This window comes from Rhodococcus opacus B4 (assembly GCF_000010805.1).
Classification (GTDB): Bacteria; Actinomycetota; Actinomycetes; order Mycobacteriales; family Mycobacteriaceae; genus Rhodococcus_F; species Rhodococcus_F opacus_C.
The window spans coordinates 6,392,098-6,411,725 of sequence record NC_012522.1 but is presented as its reverse complement, the minus strand read 5'-3'; the positions used below and the strand labels follow the sequence as shown (position 1 = coordinate 6,411,725).

General features: G+C 68.6%; 22 protein-coding genes and 1 tRNA gene. 11 read left to right on the top strand and 12 right to left on the bottom strand.

The features are described from left to right. Positions 1–3: 3 nt before the first annotated feature. Genes ROP_RS29100 through ROP_RS29090 form a run of 3 tightly spaced genes read right to left on the bottom strand, consistent with a single transcriptional unit; the run spans position 4 to position 3,364 of the window. A complete protein-coding gene (locus ROP_RS29100) occupies positions 4–789 on the bottom strand; it encodes a 2-keto-4-pentenoate hydratase (RefSeq protein WP_043826873.1) in 786 nt (261 codons plus the stop codon). Then, on the bottom strand, positions 789–2,492 hold the full coding sequence (locus ROP_RS29095; RefSeq protein ID WP_015889600.1) for an FAD-binding protein: 1,704 nt from the start codon (positions 2,490–2,492) through the stop codon (positions 789–791). Before ROP_RS29095 ends, ROP_RS29100 begins: the two co-directional genes overlap by 1 nt. Then, a complete protein-coding gene (locus ROP_RS29090; protein ID WP_015889599.1) occupies positions 2,489–3,364 on the bottom strand; it encodes an alpha/beta fold hydrolase in 876 nt (291 codons plus the stop codon). The genes ROP_RS29095 and ROP_RS29090 overlap by 4 nt, the downstream gene beginning before the upstream one ends. 197 nt (positions 3,365–3,561) lie before the next feature. On the opposite strand from ROP_RS29090, the gene ROP_RS29085 reads away from it, so the two are divergent. Beyond that, positions 3,562–4,098, top strand: coding sequence for a flavin reductase family protein (locus ROP_RS29085; RefSeq protein ID WP_015889598.1), 537 nt, complete (start codon positions 3,562–3,564; stop codon positions 4,096–4,098). Positions 4,099–4,290: 192 nt separating this feature from the next. Here ROP_RS29085 and ROP_RS29080 read toward each other — a convergent pair whose 3' ends face one another. Continuing rightward, a complete protein-coding gene (locus ROP_RS29080; RefSeq protein WP_015889597.1) occupies positions 4,291–5,184 on the bottom strand; it encodes an IclR family transcriptional regulator in 894 nt (297 codons plus the stop codon). Positions 5,185–5,383: 199 nt separating this feature from the next. Here ROP_RS29080 and ROP_RS29075 point away from each other — a divergent pair, with 199 nt between their 5' ends. Then, positions 5,384–6,280 carry a TIGR03619 family F420-dependent LLM class oxidoreductase gene (locus tag ROP_RS29075; RefSeq protein ID WP_015889596.1) on the top strand — a complete coding sequence of 299 codons (897 nt, stop codon included), beginning with the start codon at positions 5,384–5,386 and terminating at the stop codon, positions 6,278–6,280. Beyond that, complete coding sequence (locus ROP_RS29070) at positions 6,277–6,759, top strand: nuclear transport factor 2 family protein (RefSeq protein ID WP_015889595.1); 483 nt, start codon at positions 6,277–6,279, stop codon at positions 6,757–6,759. Before ROP_RS29075 ends, ROP_RS29070 begins: the two co-directional genes overlap by 4 nt. Positions 6,760–6,821: 62 nt before the next feature. Here ROP_RS29070 and ROP_RS29065 read toward each other — a convergent pair whose 3' ends face one another. Next, on the bottom strand, positions 6,822–8,285 hold the full coding sequence (locus ROP_RS29065; RefSeq protein ID WP_015889594.1) for an MFS transporter: 1,464 nt from the start codon (positions 8,283–8,285) through the stop codon (positions 6,822–6,824). 244 nt (positions 8,286–8,529) lie between these two features. Here ROP_RS29065 and ROP_RS29060 point away from each other — a divergent pair, with 244 nt between their 5' ends. From ROP_RS29060 to ROP_RS29040, 5 genes are read left to right on the top strand one after another with little or no spacing between them, the layout of a single operon-like run. Further along, positions 8,530–9,468, top strand: coding sequence for a 3-oxoacyl-ACP reductase (locus tag ROP_RS29060; RefSeq protein ID WP_015889593.1), 939 nt, complete (start codon positions 8,530–8,532; stop codon positions 9,466–9,468). Further along, the gene (locus ROP_RS29055; protein ID WP_015889592.1) at positions 9,465–10,208 is read left to right on the top strand and encodes an SDR family NAD(P)-dependent oxidoreductase; all 744 of its coding nucleotides are present in this window, start codon (positions 9,465–9,467) and stop codon (positions 10,206–10,208) included. Before ROP_RS29060 ends, ROP_RS29055 begins: the two co-directional genes overlap by 4 nt. 22 nt (positions 10,209–10,230) lie before the next feature. Then, on the top strand, positions 10,231–11,064 hold the full coding sequence (locus ROP_RS29050) for a mycofactocin-coupled SDR family oxidoreductase (RefSeq protein ID WP_015889591.1): 834 nt from the start codon (positions 10,231–10,233) through the stop codon (positions 11,062–11,064). 54 nt (positions 11,065–11,118) lie between these two features. Beyond that, on the top strand, positions 11,119–11,658 hold the full coding sequence (locus ROP_RS29045) for a MarR family winged helix-turn-helix transcriptional regulator (RefSeq protein WP_043826871.1): 540 nt from the start codon (positions 11,119–11,121) through the stop codon (positions 11,656–11,658). Between the two features lie 16 nt (positions 11,659–11,674). Further along, positions 11,675–12,646: a helix-turn-helix domain-containing protein gene (locus ROP_RS29040; RefSeq protein WP_015889589.1), complete on the top strand. Its 972-nt coding sequence runs from the start codon at positions 11,675–11,677 to the stop codon at positions 12,644–12,646. On the opposite strand, the gene ROP_RS29035 is transcribed toward ROP_RS29040, so the two are convergent. Further along, positions 12,629–13,063: a hypothetical protein gene (locus tag ROP_RS29035; protein ID WP_043825514.1), complete on the bottom strand. Its 435-nt coding sequence runs from the start codon at positions 13,061–13,063 to the stop codon at positions 12,629–12,631. The genes ROP_RS29040 and ROP_RS29035 overlap by 18 nt on opposite strands. Before the next feature lie 170 nt (positions 13,064–13,233). Between ROP_RS29035 and ROP_RS29030 the strand changes: the two genes are divergently transcribed. From ROP_RS29030 to ROP_RS29020, 3 genes are all read left to right on the top strand, one after another. After that, positions 13,234–13,674, top strand: a complete 441-nt coding sequence (locus ROP_RS29030) for a hypothetical protein (protein ID WP_015889587.1) — start codon at positions 13,234–13,236, stop codon at positions 13,672–13,674. A 98-nt stretch (positions 13,675–13,772) separates the two neighbouring features. After that, positions 13,773–14,144: a hypothetical protein gene (locus tag ROP_RS29025; RefSeq protein ID WP_043825512.1), complete on the top strand. Its 372-nt coding sequence runs from the start codon at positions 13,773–13,775 to the stop codon at positions 14,142–14,144. A 12-nt stretch (positions 14,145–14,156) separates the two neighbouring features. Then, entirely contained in the window at positions 14,157–14,942 is a 786-nt protein-coding gene (locus ROP_RS29020) for a class I SAM-dependent methyltransferase (protein ID WP_015889586.1), read from the top strand. Positions 14,943–14,951: 9 nt separating this feature from the next. Here ROP_RS29020 and ROP_RS29015 read toward each other — a convergent pair. The 6 genes from ROP_RS29015 to ROP_RS28990 form a co-directional block, all read right to left on the bottom strand. Then, a tRNA-Leu gene (locus tag ROP_RS29015) sits at positions 14,952–15,025 on the bottom strand. Positions 15,026–15,075: 50 nt separating this feature from the next. Then, a complete protein-coding gene (locus tag ROP_RS29010; RefSeq protein WP_015889585.1) occupies positions 15,076–16,020 on the bottom strand; it encodes a Ppx/GppA phosphatase family protein in 945 nt (314 codons plus the stop codon). Beyond that, positions 16,017–16,571 (bottom strand): DUF501 domain-containing protein, encoded by a 555-nt coding sequence (locus ROP_RS29005; RefSeq protein ID WP_015889584.1) that lies wholly within the window; start codon positions 16,569–16,571, stop codon positions 16,017–16,019. The genes ROP_RS29010 and ROP_RS29005 overlap by 4 nt, the downstream gene beginning before the upstream one ends. Then, the gene (locus ROP_RS29000; RefSeq protein WP_015889583.1) at positions 16,568–17,290 is read right to left on the bottom strand and encodes an FtsB family cell division protein; all 723 of its coding nucleotides are present in this window, start codon (positions 17,288–17,290) and stop codon (positions 16,568–16,570) included. Before ROP_RS29000 ends, ROP_RS29005 begins: the two co-directional genes overlap by 4 nt. 33 nt (positions 17,291–17,323) lie before the next feature. Then, positions 17,324–18,610, bottom strand: coding sequence for a phosphopyruvate hydratase (gene eno, locus ROP_RS28995; RefSeq protein ID WP_015889582.1), 1,287 nt, complete (start codon positions 18,608–18,610; stop codon positions 17,324–17,326). Between the two features lie 195 nt (positions 18,611–18,805). Then, positions 18,806–19,576 (bottom strand): lytic transglycosylase domain-containing protein, encoded by a 771-nt coding sequence (locus ROP_RS28990; RefSeq protein WP_015889581.1) that lies wholly within the window; start codon positions 19,574–19,576, stop codon positions 18,806–18,808. Between the last annotated feature and the right edge of the window lie 52 nt (positions 19,577–19,628).

The window sequence follows — 19,628 nt, the reverse complement described above, 5'->3', positions numbered from 1 at the left end:
GCCTTACTTGAATTCTACTGATACGGAACCGATGTCACTGAATTCGGCGCGGAACAAGTCGCCGGGCCGGGCGTCGATCGCGCGGGTGCACGAACCGGGCAGGATCACATGACCGGCCTCCAGTCGCACCCCGAAGCTCGCGACCTTCCGCGCCAGCCAGGCCACGGCCTTCGTGGGATTGCCGAGCACCGCCGACGCCTCACCCCGCGCGATCTCCTCGTCGCCCCGGAAGAGCACCGCGGAGATTCCGCCGATGTCGACGTTCGCCGGTTCCACCCGGCCGGCGCCGAGGATCACCCCGGCCGAGGACGCGTTGTCGGCGATCGTGTCGGCGAGCCCGATCTTCCAGTCCGTGATGCGGGAGTCGATCAGTTCGATACTGGGAACGATGTATTCGGTGGCCGCGAGCACGTCCGCCTCGGTGCAGCCCTCCCCCGGCAGCGTCTCGCCGAGGACGTATCCGATCTCCACCTCGATGCGCGGGTAGCAGAACCGCGCGGTGTCGATGGGGGTCCCCTCCGCGTACACCATGCTCGACAGCAGATGTCCGTAGTCGGGCTCGTCGACGCCCATCATCTTCTGCATGACCTCCGACGACAGCCCGACCTTGTGGCCGTACACCGTCTCCCCCGCGGCGAGTCGTTCGCGGATGTTCAACAGCGCGATCTCGTAGGCGTCGACGACGTCGATGTCCGGGAACACGGTGGTCAGCGGATCGATGGGCGCGCGGTCCCGTTCGGCGTTCCGCAGCAGGTGGGCGGCGGACAGTCTCTGCGCGTCGCTCAGCATCACGCCACCCCTCCCGCACGTGAGCGCTGAAGTGTGTTCCGGGACTCTTTGCCACTCACGTGGGCGGCGTGCTGCGCGGCGATGTAGCCGAACACCATGGCGGGACCGATGGTCGCGCCGGCGCCGGCGTATTCGTTGCCCATCACCGACGCCGACGTGTTACCGGTGGCGTACAGGCCGTCGATGACGGAACCGTCCTCGCGGAGCACCCGCGCGTCGGCGTCGGTGACGAGGCCGCCCTTGGTGCCGAGGTCGCCGGCCTCGCAGCGGATCGCGTAGAACGGTCCCTGCGTGATCTCGTCGAGGCACGGGTTCTTCATCGTCGGGTCGCCGTAGTACCGGTCGTACGCGCTGTCGCCGCGGCCGAAGTCCTCGTCCTTACCGGTGCGGGCGAATCCGTTGAACCGGTCGACAGTCGCGACGAGGGTGTCGGCCTTGACGCCGATCTGCTCGGCGAGGTCGCGCAGCGTGTCGGCCTTGTGCACGACACCCGAGTCGTAGAAGCCCTGCGGGAACGGCACACCCGGCAGCACCTGCGCGAACGGGTACCGCGACTTCGCCTTGCCGTCCATCACGAACCACGCGGGGACGTGCCCGCCGGCGAGCTGGTCGTGCACGAAGTTCACGTACGGCGACGATTCGTTGGTGAAGCGTTCGCCCCGGCCGTTCACGATCACCGACGGCGGAATGCACCGCTCCGACACCAGCGGGATCACGGCGCCCATCGGGTGCAGCACCGACGGCATCCACCACGCGTCGTCCATCAGATCGACGGCCGCGCCGAGTTTCTGGCCGGCGACGATGCCGTCGCCGGTGTTCTCCCGCGCGCCGGCGCTGACGTCCGGGACGCCGTGCCTGGGCAGGTACTTCGCGCGCATGTCCTGGTTGTGGTCGAACCCGCCGGTCGCGAGCAGCACACCGCGACGGGCCCCGATCCGGACCGCCTGTCCCTCGCGCTCGGCGAGCACACCGACGACCGCTCCGGCGTCGTCGACGATCAGTTCCGTCATCGACGTCTTCAGCCACAGCGGCACTCCGGCGTCCGCGAGGACCATCCGCATCCGTGCGACGAGTGCGCGTCCGCCGGTGGCCATGTGGCGTCGGCGGATCACGTTGGACGCCACCCGCCACGCCGCGACCAGTGACGCCTTGCGGCCCTTCCACGTGCGCTTGACCATGGCGAGGTCGTGGTAGTCCTTGGACGTCACCCACAGTCCGAGTGGGCCCTTCATGCTGTTGGGACGCTGGAACCGCTCGTCCTCCCTCAGCGCGCGGGTGTCGAACGGCAAGCATTCGATGGTGCGCCCGAGCGGTCGGCCGCCCTCGTACTCCGGGTGGTAGTCGGAGTAGCCCTTCACCCAGTACAGCTTCATGTGCGGGCTGCGGTCCAGGAGTTCCATCAGCTCGGGACCCTTGTCGACGAACGCGTCGAGCCGGTCGGCGGAAACGGTTCCCTCGGTGATGATGTCGAGGTAGCGGCGGATCGATTCGCGGGAGTCGACGACGCCCTTTGCGCGCAGCGTCGGAGCGTTGGGTATCCAGATGCCGCCGCCGGAGATGGCGGTGGATCCGCCGAACGTCGCCCCCTTGTCGATGACGAGGGTGTCGAGTCCGCGGTGCGCCGCGGTGATCGCCGCGGCCATCCCGCCGCCGCCGCTGCCGACGACGAGGAAATCGACTGTGCAGTCGAAGCTTTCGGTCATCGCCCGCTGCCGTCCTTGCGGAGCAGGAAGGCGAGGACGGCACTCTCGAACGCCGTCTTCTGCTCGATCATCGCCCAGTGCCCGCAGTTCGGGAACACGTGCAGTTCCGCCTTGGGGATCGAGCGCATCGGGATGATCGCCATGTCCAGTGGGCTCACCCGGTCGTCGCGACCCCACGTCAGCAGCGTCGGCGCCGTCACCTTGTGCAGCTGGGCCCAGTACGGGGTCGCATCGGACTCGAGTGCCGCCTTGGCGCCCGCCGCGAACGCCGCCTTGCTGTACATCTTGCGGGCACTGGCGAGGGTCTCGGGGTCGGTGGCCTGCGTCCACCGTTCCTCGATCAGTTCCTCGGTGACCATGGTGGGGTCGAACACCATCGAGTGCAGCCACGCGATCAATCGTTCCCGGGTGGGATCGTCCGTGAACTCCATCAGGAGGTTGATGCCCTCACCGGGACCGGGGCTGAAGAGGTTCCTGCCGATGCCGCCGATGGTGATCAGCTTGGCGACCCGGTCGGGGTGCGCGATGGCGAACTGGGTGCCGACGATGCCGCCCATCGAGTTTCCGAGCACCGCCACCTCGTCGAGTCCGAGCCCGTCGAGGAAGCGGAGCACTGCGTCGCCCGCGGTGAGCATCGGGTGGCCGCCGAAGTCGTCGCTGACCCCGAACCCCGGGAACTCCAGGATGAAGGTGCGGAAGTGCTCGGCGAAGACGCCGAGGTTGCCGCGGAAGTTGCGCCACCCCGTCACGCCGGGGCCGGAACCGTGCAGCAGCAGCAGCGGCGGACCGTCGCCGGCCTCGTGGTAGCGAAGCACGCCGAGGTCGGTCTTCAGCTCCTTCAGGGTGCCCTCGTAACTCGAGTCAGTCGTCATGGTCGATCACGTTGCCAGCGAGTTCCCGGCTCGGACAGGAGCGATCCCGGTCAGCGAGACACCGCCCAGCCCGGGTGCGGTCCGGGCGGGGACTTCCGCTGACCGAGACGGCATCTCGTGACTGTTTCGGGGTGTCCCTAGCCTCGGGGGAGTTCGTCGAATCGGTCGGCGACGCAAGAGCAATCGGAGGCCGTCTGATGTCACCCGAACCGGCCGAGGCCCAGCCCGGAACACGCCGGGACGCACCGTCACCGGACGAGATGCGCCGCGCCCTGGGCCAATTCGCCAGTGGGGTCACCGTGGTGACCGGCCTCGACACGGCGGGCCCGGTGGGGTTCACGTGCCAGTCGTTCGCGTCGGTGTCGCTGGAGCCGCCGCTGATCCTGTTCTGCGCCGACCACCGCGGGCGCGCGTGGCCGCGCATCCGGCGGTCGGGGCGGTTCACGATCAACGTGCTGCGCGAGGACCAGACGGACGTCTGTGCCCGCTTCGGTTCGAGCCGGGGCGCCAAGTTCGACGGGCTCGCGTGGGAGCCGTCGCGGTGGTCGACGCCGTCGCTGCCGGGGGTCCTGCTGCGCGTGCACGCGGACGTGCAGTCGGTGCACATCGCCGGCGATCACGACGTCGTGATCGGACGGGTCCGGGAACTCGAATCGGTCAGCGAGGAGCGTCCGATGGTGTTCTTCCGCGGCGGTTTCGGTCTCGACGCGGCTCCGCTGCCCGTGCGCGGTTGACGAGTCCGGAGACTCGTCAACCGCGCCAGGGCGTGTCTACCAATCCCTCTCGGATGCACCTGGCGAACCAATCGTCGTCCGGCAAGGCGAAGGAGAAGCCGATACCGGGGTTGTATCGGGGCCGACGACAACGCAGCAGGGCGGCGATTGGGCGCCAGGAGCGCCGAATGGGGATTGGTAGACACGCCCTAGCTACAGCCACTGGCCGGACTGCACCGCGAGGAGCTGGTCGAGGGTCTCGGTCGACCACGAGCTGTCCGGGATTTCCGGGGTCCGGCGGCCGCGACGGGGTGTGCCCAGTTCGGGGTGCAGCGTCCGGGTGACTTCCCGGGCGGCGTCGACGACGAGCGGGGCGACGCGTTCGAGTTGGACGGTGCGCGCGTCTCCGCACAGCGAGATGCCGGCCACCGGCCCGTCGGCGCTGCGGATCGCGACGCCGACGCAGCCGATTCCGCGGACCGCTTCCCCGCGCTCGAAGGCGAGACCGCGGCGCTGCCGGATCCGGTTGAGCTCCTGGTGCAGCGTGGACAGTTCGGTGATCGTGCGGTCCGTGCTCCGGCTGAGCCGCGGCCCGTACATGCCGTCCACCTGCTCCGGGTCGACCCACGCGAGCATCGCCTTGCCGCCCGCCGTCGTGTAGGCGGGAACGCGCCCACCCACCCGGGACGGCAGAGCCGCGGCCATCCGCCCGCCCACCTTGTCCAGGTACACGCTCTCCGCCCCGTCCAGCACGGCCAGGTGCACCACCATCCCGGTCTGCATGTGCAGTTCGTGCAGCAGCGGGGCCGCCGCGGCCCGGACCTGGCTGTGCCCGTTGTCGCCGCCGCCGAGCCCCATCGCACGCCGTCCGAGGCAATAGCCGAAGCTCGCGTGATCGACCCAGTCGAGACGGACGAGCTGATCCAGGATGCGGTGCACCGTGGACCGCGGCAGGCGGGTGCGGCACGCCACTTCTTCGAGCGTCAGGCGCGACGTCCGGCCGTCGAACGCGTCGAGGATCAGCGTCATCCGCTCCACCATCGACGGCGGCAGATCCTTCTTCGCAGCGGGTACCGACAGTGCATCATCCGAATCGACGACAGTCATCGACGCCTCCAAATATCCTGGTCACACGCATGCGTCCGACAAAAACTGAAATGAATTCTTAAAATACTAACAGCCGCGCCCGCCGCGGGGAAGGAATCGGACCACGCCGCGTCCGGTCACCGGGAATGCCCGCGCACCCCGCGGGTGCCTCCACTACAACGGGGACCACAGACGACCCCGAGAGCGGAGTTACGAACAGATGCACATAGGAATCGCGCCGCCCATCGTCATCGCGCACCCCGCCGTCCGGGCGGTCTGGGAACTCGGCGCCGGCATCGCGGAGTTGACCGCGATCGCCCGGACCGCCGACCACCTCGGCTACCACCACCTCACCTGCAGCGAGCACGTCGCCGTGCCCACCGACGTCGCCGTGGAGCGCGGCGGCACCTACTGGGATCCGCTCGCGACCCTCGGGTTCCTCGCCGCCCACACCGCGACCATCCGCCTGGCCACGCAGGTCCTGGTGCTCGGCTATCACCACCCGCTCGAGATCGCCAAGCGCTACGGCACGCTCGACGTCGTCAGCGGCGGGCGGCTCGTGCTGGGCCTGGGTGTGGGCAGCCTGCGCGAGGAATTCGATCTGCTCGGCGCGCCTTTCGACGACCGGGGCGCCCGCGCCGACGACGCCCTCGCCGCGCTGCGTGCGTCCCTGTCGCAGTCCCGGCCCGAGTACCACGGCCCGTTCTACGACTTCGGCGGCGTCGTCGTCGAACCGCACGCCGTCCAGCCGCGGGTCCCGCTGTGGATAGGCGGACGCACCCTGCGGTCCCTACGCCGCGCGGCAACGCTCGGCGACGGCTGGGTGCCGTTCGGCCTGTCGCTCGACGAGTTGTGCGCGCTTCTCGGCAAGGTCGATCTCCCGGAGACTTTCGAGGTGGTCCTCAGCGCGGGCGCACCACTCGATCCGATCGGCTCCCCCGACACCGTGTCCCGCGCACTCGAACGACGGCGCGAGGCCGGCACGACCGTCGTCAGCGCCACCCTCGCGTCCACGAGCGCCACCCACTACTGCGAGCAACTGGACGCCCTCCGGCAGCTGGGCGAGACACTCGGCCTCTCCTTCCGCACCCCCACCGAAGACAGGATCCGCCCATGACCGGCACCGAAGAACTCGTCCGCGCACTCACCGATCGCGTCACCCTCCTCGAGGACAAGCTCGCCATCCTCGAACTGATGACCGCCTACGGCCCCGCCATCGACAGCGGTTCGGCCGACGCGGTCGCCCGGCTGTGGACCGAGGACGGCGTGTACGACGTCGACACCGGGGTGCTGCGCGGGCATGCGGCGATCACGGCGATGGTGCAGTCTCAGGCACATCAGGGCTGGATCGGCGGCGGCTGTGCGCACATGCTCGAGCCCGGGCACGTGCGCGTCGACGGCAACACCGCCGTCGCAACGTGCAAGTCGCAGTTGATCGTTTCCGACGAGAACGGGTTCCGGGTCCACCGGATCACCGCGAACCGGTGGGAGCTCGCCAAGATCGACGGCGAGTGGAAGGTGACCCGCCGCGTCAATCGGCTCCTCGACGGTCGGGAGGAGGCACGCGCGCTGCTCGCCGAGGGTGTTCGTGCCTGACTGCGACAAAGATGCGAGGCCCGCAGGTGCTGCGGGCCTCGCGTCGTCCGAGCGGACGAAGGTCAGGCGACCATCTCCGACGTGGGCGCGGCCACGTCCGCGGGACGGTCGATCTTGTTGCGGGTGAGCAGAAGTCCCATCACCGCGGCCAGCAGTCCGGCGACGGCGAGCGTGAAGAAGGCGTAGACGAATCCCTTCTCCGAGTACTGCGCGGCGCGGCCCACCAGCACGACGCCGGGGATCGCGACGATGGCGATCATCACCTGGCTGCCGATCGCACTGCCCAGCGAGCCCGACAGGTTGAGCATCCCGCCGGCGATCCCCTGCGTCTGTGCTGGCACGGTGCGCATGATGAGGTTCGGCAACGTCGCCGACGCGGAACCGAGTCCGAGACCGATCACCAACTGCCCGAACATCATCTGGACGGTCGAGTCGTGCAGGGTGGCGAGCAGGACCGAGCCGAGCGCGAGGGAGGCGCCGCCGAACACCAGAACCGGCGCCGGGCCGATGCGCCGGGTGAAGTACCCGCCGACCGGACCGGCGATCATCGACACGACACCGGTGGGAACGGTGTAGATCGCGACGGCGAGAGCGGTGACACCGAAACCGTAGCCGAGACCGAGGCCCGGATCGGTCATCACGAACATCGGGATGAGCATCGAGTGGCTCACCAGGACGAACTGGACGAAACCGCTGGCTGCCAGGGTTTTCGCGACAGGGCCGTGCCGGAGCATCTGCAGATCGATGAGCGGTTCCTTCGGCGTGCGCTCGTAGACCAGCCAGCCGGCGAGAATGGCGAGACCGCCGCCCACGCACAGCAGCGTCTGCGGGGCCGTGTAGCCCCACGCGGTGGCCTTGCCGATGCCGAACAGCAGCACGAACGCGCCGAGCCCGAGGATGAGGGCGCCGAGCACGTCGAGCTTCGACTTCGTCCGCAACGTGGTTTCGGGAACGAAGATCGCGACCGCGATTCCGACGACCGCCACGTGGGCAAGTTGCGCCCAGAACACGCCGGTGTAGCCGAAGTGGTCGATGAGGTAGCCGCCGATGATCGGGCCGAGGATGGTGCTGGCTCCCATGCCCGTGGCGACGAATCCGACGGCCACCGGAATGATCGACGGCGGCAGGATGTCGCGGATCAGCCCGTAGGCGAGCACGAGGATGGCCATGCCCGCACCCTGGAGGCCACGACCCACGAGGAACAGTTCGAAGTTGGGAGCCAGCGCACCGAGGAGCGATCCGGCGCCGAACACCGCGGCCGACGCGAGCATCATCCGCTTCTTGCCGTAGATGTCGCCGAGCTTGCCGACGAGCGGTGTCGACGCGGCGAGCATGAGGGTGACGATGGTGATCACCCAGCCGACGTTCGCGGTGCCGAAGTGTTTCGCGATTTCCGGCAGCGCCGGGGTGACGAAGTTGTAGGCGAGTGGGATGACCTCGACCAGAAGGATGATCAGGGCCAGCAGGGCGAACGACTTCCCGCGTGAGAGCGGTGCGCGCTCCGCCTCACCTGGGGACAGGGGCATGTTATGCATATGTGGCTCCGGGGGATTCGAGAGGATCAGCACGCCCAACCTGACATGCCGTCCAGTGACGCCGACCACAGTTCCCACTCACCGAGACCTGCCCGCAGCCGGTGTCGTCGACGGTCAATTCGCAGGATAAGTAGAAAACATTCCTGCACTAAGCTCCGCATGAGTAGTGACTGATCAGTAGTTCATGCGATAGAACTAGAATGAAATCTAATTTTCTTCGCGATCAGGAGTTGCCATGACGGAATCACTCAGCCTTACCGGACGCACCGCCGTCGTCACCGGCGCGGGAGCAGGCCTCGGCCGCGCCGAAGCCCTCGCACTCGCGGCCGCCGGAGCCGCGGTCGTCGTCAACGACATGGGCGACGGCGCACACGAGGTCGCCTCCCAGATCACGGCGGCGGGCGGCCGGGCTGTCGCCGTGACCGGTGACGTCTCCGACTGGGCGCTGGGCTCACGCCTCGTCGACGAGGCCGTCAGCGCGTTCGGATCGATGGACATCCTCGTCAACAACGCCGGAATCCTGCGCGACAAAATGATTTTCAACCTCGCCGAATCCGACTGGGACGACGTCATCCGCGTCCACCTCAAGGGGCACGTCGCCACGTCGCGGGCCGCGGCCGTGCACTGGCGTGCGGCGAGCAAGGCCGCCGGCGGCCCGGTGTACGGGCGGGTCGTCAACACGTCGTCGGAGGCGTTCCTGTTCGGATCCGCGGGGCAGCCCAACTACTCGGCCGCGAAGGCCGGAATCACCGCGCTCACCTTGTCGACGGCGCAGGGCCTGTCCCGCTACGGGGTGCGGGCCAACGCGATCTGCCCGCGCGCCAGGACGGCCATGACCGCCGACGCGTTCGGCGAGAACCCGGCCGACGCGGGCCTCGACCCCCTGTCTCCCGAACGGGTCGCCACCCTCGTCCACTACCTGGCCTCTCCCGCCTCCGACGAGATCAACGGACAGGTGTTCGTCGTATACGGCAAGATGGTCGCGCTCATGGCGGCGCCGAAGGTCGAGAACTGCTTCGACGCAGCGGGTTCCGCGTTCTCACCCGAGGAGCTCGACGGTCTCCTCACACCGTACTTCGCCGGCCGTGGGCCGTACGAAAACTACGCCGCGTTCAGCGTCGCCGAACTGGAGAAGGTCGCGCTGGCGACCGGTGACCCGGCCGGTGTGCGATGAGGCTGCACGGAAAGACGGCGATCGTGACGGGCGGCGCCGGCGGGATCGGACGGGCCGTCACGACCGTGTTCGTCCGCGAGGGCGCGAACGTCGTGTTCGTCGACATCGACGACGAACGCGGCCGGGACCTCGAGCGGGAACTCGGACCGGCCACCCGGTTCCTGAATACCGACATCTCCCGACGCGAGTCCGCCGAGCAGATCCGGGACGCCGCGGTCGACGCGTTCGGATCGGTGGACGTACTCGTCAACAACGCCCACGCGTCACGCCAGGCACTGCTGATCGACCACACCCAGGAGATGTTCGACCTCTCGTTCCAGACGGGGTTCTATCCCGTGGTGCACCTGATGCAGGCCTGCTACGAGCAGTTGAAGGCGGCGAACGGTTCGGTGATCAACTTCGCGTCCGGGTCCGGACTCGACGGGATGCCCACCCAGACGTCGTATGCCGCCGCGAAGGAAGCGATTCGCGGGGTCAGCCGGGTGGCGGCCAACGAATGGGCGGCAGATCAGATCCGGGTCAACGTGATCTGCCCGTTCGCCGCGACCGAGGGCGTCCTCGCCTGGCAGGAACGGTTCCCCGACCGCGCCGCCGCCTCCGTCGCGAAGGTTCCGCTGCAGCGCATCGGCGACCCCGAGACCGACATCGCACCCGTCGCCGTGTTCCTTGCGTCCGACGATTCCCGATACATGACCGGCCAGACACTGATGGCGGACGGCGGCAGCATCAAGCTGCGCTGATCCGCCCGGACAGGAGAACGAGATGAACGACTTCCAGGGCCGAGTCGCCCTGATCACCGGCGGCGCCCGCGGCCAGGGCCGCAGCCACGCGGTCGCACTGGCGGAGCGCGGGGCAGACATCGTGCTGTGCGACCGCTGCGAGGACAGCGCGGCGGTGAACTACCCCCTCGCGACTGCCGCCGATCTCGACGAGACCGCCGAGATGGTGCGTGCCACCGGGCGCCGATGCCTCACCGCCAAGGCCGACACCGCCGACCGGGCCGCGATGGACGCACTCGTCGCGGAGGCGGAATCCGAATTCGGGCGCATCGACGTCGCGGTCGCGAATGCCGGCGTCTCCGTGGCCGCCCCGGTGCAATCGCTCACGCAGGAACAGTGGTCGGAGGCGATCGGTTCCAACCTCACCGGCGTCTTCAACACGGTCGGAGCGGTGGCGCCCGGCATGATCGAGCGCGGATACGGTCGGATCGTCACCATCTCGTCGATGTTGGGCCGGGCCGGCAGCACCAACATGGCGGCGTACTCGGCGTCGAAATGGGGCGTCATCGGGCTCACCAAGAGCGCCGCGCTCGATCTCGCCCCGCACGGCATCACCGTGAATGCGATTGCGCCGGGCAACATCTCGACCCCCATGATCCACAACGACGCGCTCTACCGGATGATGCGCCCCGATCTCGACGCGCCCGCAGCCGAGGACGTGGAACCGGTGTTCCGCAGCCTGCACGCCCAGCCCGTCGCCTGGCTGGACCCCTTCGAGATCACCCGCGTCGTGCTGTTCCTCGCCGCCGAGGGCAGCGCACACATCAGCGGTACCGCGCTGCCCGTAGACGCCGGCAATGCCGCCCGCGGCCTGTGAGTACTTATTAACCGTCCGACGTTGACAAGTACTCACGGGCGTTAATCTGTGGTCATGCCCGAGGAGACGACCGACCAGAGCAACCTGGACTTTCTGTCCTTCGTGGACTTTGCCGTCGGCAAGACCGTCGACGAGCTGCCCGGCGTCGACCCCGTCTCCATGCGACTGGTTCTCGCTCTGCACCGGGTGACGAGCGCACTCGTCTACGACCTCGAGGCGACGGTCCACCGGCCGAGCGGGTGGAGCTGGCCCGGGTTCCGGGTGCTGTTCGTGTTGTGGCTCGCGGGACCGTGCGAGTCCAAGCGGGTGGCGTCGCTGTCCGGGATGAGCAGGTCGGCGGTGTCGGCCCTGGTCAACACACTGGAGCGGGACGGTCTGGTGACACGCCAGCCGTCCACCGGCGACCGCCGCGCCGTCGACCTCGACCTGACCGACGCCGGGCGCGAGGCCATCGTCAGTACCTATTCCACTCACAACAAGCGCGAGCAGGCATGGACCGGGGCGCTGACACCGTCGGAGCGGCTGACCCTGATCGGGTTGCTCGAGAAAATGGCGTCCGGAACGGCGGCACACGAAGCCATCACACGCAGTTGAAGCAGGTGCACCGGCCATGAGCAGTCTCATCCGCCCCGGCGACCAGCGCCTCGTCTCGTTCGACGAGTTCCGCGAGTCGGTGAGCGACGCGTTCGTACCCCTCGAGATGACGTCGGCCGACCACGACGACTTCCGCGGCGTGGTGCGCGGCGCGACGGTCGGGGCAGTCCGGATCAGCGAGGTCACGGCCGCCCCGCACGTCATTCGGCGCACACCGCGGATGATCCGCGCCGCCAACCCCGACTACTTCAAGCTCGGACTGCAGGTGGGCGGCTGCTGCGTCCTCGCCCAGGACGGCCGGGAAGCTGCGCTCACCCCGGGTGACTTCGCGATCTACGACACGACCCGCCCGTACCAGCTGTCGTTCGACGACCGGTTCCGGATGCTGGTCGTGATGTTCCCCCGGCACCTCCTGCGCGTTCCGCCCGACGGCATCGCGCAGCTCACCGCGCGCCGGGTGTCGGGCAGGCAGGGGCTCGGCGCCGTCGTCACGCCGCTGTTGCGCGGACTCGGCGAGCAGATCGCCGACGCCTCCCCCACCGTCGCGCTGCATCTCGGCGATGCCGTTCTCGACCTGGTCGCGGCTGCGTTCGCGGAGCAACTCCACCTCGCCGACGGGCCGATTCCGCTGTCGCGCGGGGACGAACTGCACGCCCGAATCACCGCTTTCATCGACGAGCGACTTGCCGACCGGGAGCTGGGCCTGCAGTCGATCGCAGCCGCCCATCACATCTCGGTGCGGCACCTGCAGAAGATGTTCGAAGCCGAGGGCGACACGGTGAGCGGATGGATCCGGCGACGGCGACTCGAGCAGTGCCGTCGAGATCTCGCCGACCCCCGAAACCGTGAGTTGCCCGTTTCGGCCATCGGCGCCCGCTGGGGTTTCGCCGACGCCGCCCACTTCTCCCGGCTGTTCAAGGCCGCCCACGGAGCGACGCCCGGCACCTATCGCGCCGCGGCCACCCCGCGCTCACGTGAGGAACCGTGACCTCAGTTCCGCGAAGAACGCTGCCGACAGCCGTGTGAAGTCGTCGGCGCCCACCCGAATCGGATCGCCGATCTCGAGCTTCAGGACGGACCCACCGGGAACGTATGCGAGGACGTTGATGCCGCGCAGGACGCCGCCGTTGTTCATCAACGAGTCGGCAATGATCTCGACTTCGTTGAGCGGGTTCCCGTCCTTGCCTGTCACCGCCCGGACCCGGTGGACGAAGTAGCGGTCCAGCGCGAGGACCATGTTGCCGAAGAACAGGGGCTCGAAGTCCTCGAGTGAAGCGAAGACCTTCTTGCCCGTGACCTCGCCTGCGATCGCTCCCGTCAGCGACGTGTACACCGCGAGTTGCTCCGCGACGGACGCCTCGGCGTGATCGATCTCTTCCTGCGTGTAGTTCTTCCGTCCGAGCACTTCACCGTCTCCTTCGATGCACCGGGTGCCGGATCGACACGCTGAGAACTCCCAGACCAGCAGTGTTCCACCTTTCACATCCCAGCGGATCCGGGTTGGAGGTGCGATACTCCCGGTGGCTCCTGGCTCGTACCAAAACCGGCAACCGAGAAGTCCGGAAGGATGCACCGATGAAGGTCACGATCGCACGAACCGCAGGAATTGCCGCCGCAGTCACCGGCGTGGGTCTACTCGCCGCACCCTCGGCCTCCGCGGCACCCGAGGACCTCACCGTGGATATCGCGGTCGACGGCAACGCGATAGTCATGGACGTCGCGTACGACGTCCCCGGCGCCGTGGTGTGTGTGCTGAACGCACTCCCCGTCGGCGGGACAGTGCCGGCCGTCGCCGGACCCACCGTGGTGATGGGTGAGGACGACGGCGAACTGCGGGCCACCGTCGATCCCGGCAAGTACACGGTGCAATGGTCCTGCTCGAGCATCCCGTCGTTCGAGCAGTGGGGCACCGCTCCGCCGCTGACCAACGGCACCGAGGATCCCGTCGAGGTCACCGTCACCGACACGTCCGGGCCGGGCGGCGGAGGCTCGTCCGGCAGTCCGTTCGGCAGCTGACTACCGCGCGGTAGGCAATTCTGGGCGAATGCGTAACGAAACCGACGTGAGCGGGGATTGACAGTACGGAATCCCGCAACGGACAGGAACCCTCCGCCATGGCTACCGTCACGCACATCGATATCGCTCGCGCCCGCCGCTCCCGTCGGGTTCTCTTCATCGGAAACCCCACCCGGTACAAAGAGGTGTCGCACTGGGCGATGGTCAAGCAGTGGATGGTCGTCCACGGACTCGAGCCTGTCCGGAAGTTGGATGGCCCCGCGCTCTGCGCGATCGTCACCGAGGACGTCCTCGACGGCATCGGCTCACCGCAGGACGCGCAGGCGATCCAGAATGCCCGTGAACAGGGCATACCGTGTATCAGCGTCCACGACAGCACCCAGATCTGGCAGGCCACGGCCCGCGTCCGCGCATCCATTGCGCGATCCGGGGGCGGCGCACACTCGAGCCCGCACCACCAGGGCGCCTGAGGCCGGGCCGTCGTGGTCGACTGGGACGGCGAAGGCTACGCCGACGTCGGCGCACTCCAGCGGGCCGTCGCGGAGAACACGATCGCCGAGCTCACCCTCGCGGGCACTGAAACCGTGCTCGACGTCGGGTGCGGCGACGGGTCCGTCACGCTCCGGATCGCCGATCGACTTCCCCGAGGTTCGGTGGTCGGAGTGGACGCGTCGCCGCGGATGATCGAGAAGGCGCGATCGAGGGCGGTACCGGACGGAGCCCGCGCCGAGTTCCGGATCGCCGACGCGCTCGACCTCCCCTTCGACGACGACTTCGACGTCGCGGTGTCGTTCAACGCCCTGCACTGGGTCCCCGACCTTCAGGGCGCGTTGGCCGGGATCGCCCGCAGCGTGGTGGCGGGCGGACGTGTGATCATCCAGATGGTGTGCGCGAGCCCGCGGACCAGTGTCGAAGACGTCGAGATGGCGGTGTCGGCGCGTCCGCGCTGGGCAGAGTTCTTCACCGGCTTCACGCCGCCGTACATCCACATCGAACCGGAGCAATTCCGCGACCTCGCGCGGGACGCGGGACTCGACACCACCGATCTCGTCGTCCGCGACGTCGAATGGGACTTCGGTTCCCGGGAGGAATTCACCCGGTGGTGCACCGTCGGATCCACCGACTGGACCGCGCACCTCGACAACGCAGATGTCCCCGCATTCATGAACGACGTCGTGCGCGAGTACGAGCAGATCTCCGGACGTCCGGGGCTGTTCCTCTTCACCCAGATGCGGGCGGAACTCATCCGGACGCCGAACCGCCCGTAGGCCATTACGTGCCCCCAGTCGGACTCGAACCGACACTTGGCGGATTTTAAGTCCGCTGCCTCTGCCAATTGGGCTATAGGGGCTGTCGGTCGCCGAGGGTGTTGCTCGGCGACCGTGCGCAGATCACCCTAGCTCAGGCGATCGACAAGGCGATTCCGTCCAGGATGTCGTGTTCGCTGACGACGAGTTGGTCGATGCCGGCATTCTTCTCGAAGGCGTCGGCCAGCACCTCGGTCACGATTGCTCCGCCGCCGATGACGTCGACCCGACCGGGGTGCATCGGTCCGAGCGCGGCGCGTTCGGTGTGGGTCATGGCGATCAGCGAGTTGCAGACCTCCCGCAGTCGCGGCAGTGGGATGCGCGAGAGATGCACCTGTTCGGCGTCGTACTCGGGCAGCTCTTTGGCGACCGCGGCGATCGTGGTCATGGTGCCGGCGACGCCCACCCAGGTGTGTGCCTGTTCGACGGGGACACGGGCGAAGGCCTCGTCGAGACGCTGCTGCGCGAAGGCGCGGGCCTCCTCGACCTGTGCGGGCGTCGGCGGATCGTCGTGGAGGCAGCGCTCGGTGATGCGCACGCATCCGATGTCGGTGGAGAACGCTGCGTGGACGCCGGACTCGTCGCCGAGCACCACTTCGGTGGAACCGCCGCCGAGGTCCACGACCACGAACGGCCCCTGGGAGGGATCGAGTTCCCCGACCGCCCCGTTGAACGACAGCCGTGCTTCCTCGTCGCCGGTGATGACCTCGGCCCCGGAGCCGGGTATGACGGCGCCGAGGACTTCGCGGGTCATCGAGAAGAAGTCCTCGCGATTCGACGCGTCGCGGGTGGCGGACGTGGCCACCATGCGGACTGCGGTGGCGCCTGCGTCGGCGATCATTCCGGCGTACTCGGCCAACGCGACGCGGGTGCGTTCGATGGCCTCGGGCGCCAGCCGCCCGGTGGCGTCGACGCCCTGCCCCAGCCGGACGACGCGCATCTCGCGGCGCACGTCGTGCAGTGCGCCCTGCTCGTCGACGTCGGCGACGAGGAGGCGGATGGAGTTCGTGCCGCAGTCGACGGCGGCGACCCGCGTCACTGCTCGGGACTTTCGATGTCGTCGATGCCGGGCCAGTCCGCGGGAATCGCGGTACCCCTCAGCTTTCCGCCTGCCGCGGACGCGGCGAGAGCCACCGACTCGTCGCCGAGCGGGTTGACGCCCGGCCCCTTCGCGAGCGAGTGGGCCATCAGCACGTGCAGGCACTTGACGCGCTCCGGCATTCCGCCGCCGGTGAAGTCCGTTCCCAGGGGTTCGATGGCGTCGCGCTCGGCGAGATACGACTGGTGGGCGCGCAGGTATGCGGCCGCGAGTTCCGGGTCCTGCCCGAGACGTTCGGTCATCTCCCGCATCACACCCGCGGACTCCTGCCTGCTGGCCTCTGCGGTCAGGCGCGGGTCGGTCAGGTAGTACAGCGTCGGGAACGGCGTTCCATCGGGAAGTTTGGGCGCGGTCTTCACGACGCCGGGTGTGCCGTCGGGACTGCGGTACGCGATCTCGAGCACTCCTCGCGGTTCGCGGCCGAGTTGGGCGGCGACGGCGTCGAGGTCTTCCTGCGGCACGGGGCTGGACGGGTCGGACGAAGTGGTCACCCGGTGGGTTCTCCTGGTTCTGGCGGTACGGGCGGCGGCACCACGGGGGGCGCCGGAGCCGGTGCCGGCTGCACCTCGGGCGCGGCCGGCGGTTCTGAAATGGTCTTCCACAGGTCGGAGTACCAGGGGCCCGCCATCTCGGCGTCCTTCTCCTCCGGCTTCTCCGGCTCCTTGTAGTCGCCGGGCAGCTGCACCTGGAACGGGGTGTCGCCGGGCTTCACCCACCGGAGCCGTCCCCGTGCCTGCGCCTCGATGTAGGCGGGGTCGGAGTAGCGCTCCTCGAGGATCCGCAGTTCCCGCAGATCCTTCTCGAGTTGAACCTGCTCCGCCGCAATACGATCCGCTTCACCACGCTGGGTGAGGTAGTTGCGCAGCGGAACCGCGAGGGTGAGGGCGAGAAGCAGCACGACCATGACGAGGACGAGCGCCTGGCCCGTCGACAGCCCGAGGATCGTGTGCTCGGACCGCGGTATGCGGGCGGCCCCGGTCGCGCCCACCCGCCTCGGGCGGGCGCGACCGGGGAGCACCTTGCCGGTGTCGGTGCTGTCGACGGCGTCAGGTTTGCCGTCGGCCTGCCCCGGCGCCGTCGACTTGGTGGTGCGGGGGCGTCGCGCTCCGGGAGCGCCCTCCGCGCGACTTCCGCGGGCCCGTTCACCACGCCCGGAGCCGCGGCCGCCCGGACTCGCTCCGGACGACCGCGGCCTGCCGCGCTGTGCCACCTACCCCAACACCCCTAACTCGACTGTCTTACGTCAGCCTTCGAATGCGAACCGCGGAAACGCGACCTCGCCGGCGTAGCGGGCGGCGTCGCCCAGGTTCTCCTCGATGCGCAGCAGCTGGTTGTACTTGGCGACGCGCTCGCTGCGCGCGGGAGCGCCGGTCTTGATCTGACCGCTGCCCACGGCAACCGCGAGGTCGGCGATGGTGGTGTCCTCGGTCTCGCCGGACCGGTGGCTCATCATCGTCTTGTAGCCGTTGCGGTGCGCGAGGTCGACGGCGTCGAGGGTCTCGGTCAGCGTGCCGATCTGGTTGACCTTCACCAGCAGCGCGTTCGCGGCGCCCTTGACGATGCCCTCTTCCAGACGCTCCGGGTTGGTGACGAACAGGTCGTCGCCGACGAGCTGGACCTTGTTGCCGATCTGATCGGTCAGGGCGACCCAGCCGTCCCAGTCGTCCTCGTCCAGCGGGTCCTCGATGGACACGATCGGGTAGGCATCGACCAGTTCGGCGTAGAACGCCGCCATCTCGTCCGCGGTCCGGTTGCTGCCCTCGAACTTGTAGCCGGTGCCGTCCGTGTAGAACTCGGTGGCGGCGACATCGAGTGCCAGCGCCACGTCGGTGCCCAGCACCAGGCCGGTCTTGCCGACGGCGAGGCTGATCAGGTCCAGCGCTTCCTTGGTGCCCGCGACGTCGGGAGCGAAGCCGCCCTCGTCACCGAGACCGGTGGCCAGGCCCTTCTCCTTCAGCACCGACTTGAGGGCGTGGTACACCTCGGCGCCCCAGCGCAGCGACTCCTTGAACGTGGCGGCACCGATCGGGGCGACCATGAACTCCTGGACGTCGACACCGGTGTCGGCGTGCGCGCCACCGTTGAGGATGTTCATCATCGGGACGGGCAGGACGTGGGCGTTGGGGCCGCCGACGTAACGGAAGAGGTCGAGACCGGACGACTCGGCGGCCGCGCGGGCCACTGCCAGGGACGCACCGAGGAGCGCGTTGGCGCCCAGACGCGACTTGTCCGGGGTGCCGTCGGCGTCCAGCAGCGCCTGGTCGACGGTCCGCTGCTCGGTGGCATCGATCCCGATGATGGCCGGAGCGATCTCGCTCAGGACGGCCTCGACGGCCTTCTCTACACCCTTGCCGTTGTAGCGGTCGCCGCCGTCACGCAGTTCGACGGCCTCGTGCTCACCGGTCGAGGCACCCGAGGGAACCGCGGCGCGAGCGAAACTTCCGTCGTCGAGCAGCACCTCGACCTCCACCGTGGGGTTACCACGGGAATCGAGGATTTCACGGGCTCCGACCTGCTCAATGATGGACACTTGCTGATTCTCCTTATATGGGCTTCGCACTGTGCACCGACCGGTCCGATCGTGCCAGGACACCAGATCGTGCCAGGACACAGCGTAACGGCACACCGAAAGCGGCGCGGGATGGCGCGCCCCGCCGACGGCGATCCGCGCGCGCGACACCTATCGATGTGACGTCGATCAGGTCACGAAGCGGTGGTGGGAGGATTACGGGCGCACTCCGACCGAGTAGGCGGACGCGCGGTCGCGCACCAGGGTGAGGTACTCCCCCGACAGGTTGTAGGCCATCAGAGCCGACTGCCAACCGTCCGGTGAGGTGAGGTCGCCGCCCCGCTCGCAGAGGTAGCGGGCGGCGGTCAACGCCGAGTCGTCGATGTTGTCGGCGTCGGCCACGCCGTCACCGTTCGCGTCGACACCCCACCTCTTCCACGTCTCGGGAATGAACTGCAGGGGACCCATGGCGCGGTCATGCACCGGGTCGCCGTCCATCGCCCCGCCGTCGGTGTCGGGAATCTCGGCGACGCCGGGTCCGCCGTCGAGGGGAATGCCCCGGATCTCGGGCGCGACTTCTCCGGTGGGCCCGACTGTCGAACCGGCGTGTGTGCCGTGCCTGCTCTCGACGCTGGCGATGCCGGCGAGGGTGGTCCACCCGATCCCGCACCCGGGTTTCGTCTCGGCCATCACCGCCGACGCGTAGCCGTACGCCTCGAGCGCGGTATTTCCGACGCCGATCGAATCGGCCAGTCCGGCGGACCACTCGTGCAGTTGATCCGCGGACCGCCCCGGTGCGTTGATGTCGATCGGCGGGGTCGCCGCGCCGGGCCCGGGTGGGATGCCTTCCGGTATGGCGACCCTCGGTTGCTGCTCCCGCGAGCACGCGCCGTAGGCGAGAACCACGACCACCGTCGCCGCGAGCAGAGCGAACAGCGGTCCGGGCCATCGGGAACGACGTTTCGGCAGTGCGGGATTTCGGGTCACGACTCCATCATCCATATCGACCTCGCCGGCCCCGGCCGGGCGATACGACCCC